Consider the following 1,431-nt stretch of genomic DNA (forward strand, 5'->3'; position numbering starts at 1 on the left):
AGGTTTTTTATTGGAGGGATTTCTATGATGGGACGCAATGATGAGTACCAAAGCAAAATGGAGTTTATTGATTTGAACGATTTTGTTCCTGCTAATCATATTCTCCGCTTAATATTGGAGAGAATTGACTTCTCTTTTATATACGTTAAAATGGAAAGTTTTTATTCGAAACTGGGCCGGAAGTCTTTGGATCCCGTCCTCCTTTTCAAGATGTTGCTTATCGGCTATCTTTTTAATATTGACTCAGAACGCGAACTTGAACAGGAGGTTCATGTAAATCTTGCTTATAGATGGTTTTTAGGACTTGATCTATCTGATCGAATTCCTGACCACTCTACTTTTAGTCAAAATCGTCGAAGACGGTTTAAAGACAGTGCCGTATTCCAAGAAATCTTCGATCACATTGTTTCACTATGCATTGAAAAAGGGTTGGTCACAGGGGAAACTATTGTGACAGATTCTACCCATATAAAAGCCAGTGCTTCTAAGGATCAGGTGAAAAAGGTTGAGGTTGAGAAGACTCCTTCCCAGTATTTAAATACTCTTGAAGAGGAGGCAAAGAAGCTTGAAAAAGAACTGCAGGAGAAAAGAGAAAACGCTGGTCGAAAAAAGGCTGGGAGAAAATCGAAAGAATCTACTACAAAAATAGTGTCCGTCTCTAAAACCGATCCTGATTCAGGATTATTAAATCGACCCGGGAAACCATCAGGTCCCCACTATTTGGCTCATGCCAGCATTGATACCCAAAACGGAATCATAATAGATATTCATCCGAGTGCAGGAAATGTAAATGACTGCGAACCTTACGTAGAACGCTTGAAAGTGATAAAAGAGAAGTTTCATTTAAATATTAAGAATGTAGGGGCGGATCGTGGATACGATACAACTCCTATTCACCATGGATTAAAAACATTAGGCATAACGGGGTATATCAGTCCCATTCAGTATGATTCGGCGTTTAAGACAACCTCGCATCGGGAGTTCACTTATAATAGCGAAAAGGATATATACCTCTGTCAAAATAAGAAGGAACTAGCCTTTACACATTTAATGAGAAGTGGCGAAACAAATTACAAGACCTATTCGGCAAAAACCAAAGACTGTAAAGTCTGTCCTTTCAGAGTGGAATGCTTCGGGAAAACAGCGACCAAAAGAACCATATCACGCCCTATCGCCCATGAACTATTAGAAGAAAACATGAAAAGGACAAAAACAAGTGGTTACAAACTGGTTCAAAAACTAAGAAGAATCTGGTGTGAAGGCTCATTTGGCACCATGAAAATAAAGCACAATTTATATAAGACATATAAGAGGGGCATTCAAAAAATCCATGAACAATGCCTCTTTTCGGCGTTGGCATTAAACTTAAAACGAATGATAAAAGTAATGAACTAGCTACAAAAAAAGGAAGAAAAATAATAAATAAACAAG

The 1,431-nt window shown here is 37.9% G+C and carries 1 protein-coding gene; it reads left to right on the plus strand.

The window, feature by feature from the left end; genetic code table 11:
* The first annotated feature begins 24 nt into the window (after window positions 1-24).
* Window positions 25-1,395 (plus strand): IS1182 family transposase, encoded by a 1,371-nt coding sequence (locus ACFX4L_RS25340; RefSeq protein ID WP_377406671.1) that lies wholly within the window; start codon window positions 25-27, stop codon window positions 1,393-1,395.
* The last annotated feature ends 36 nt before the right edge of the window (window positions 1,396-1,431 follow it).

This window comes from Peribacillus sp. YIM B13482 (assembly GCF_042787975.1).
Lineage (GTDB): Bacteria > Bacillota > Bacilli > Bacillales > DSM-1321 > Peribacillus > Peribacillus simplex_A.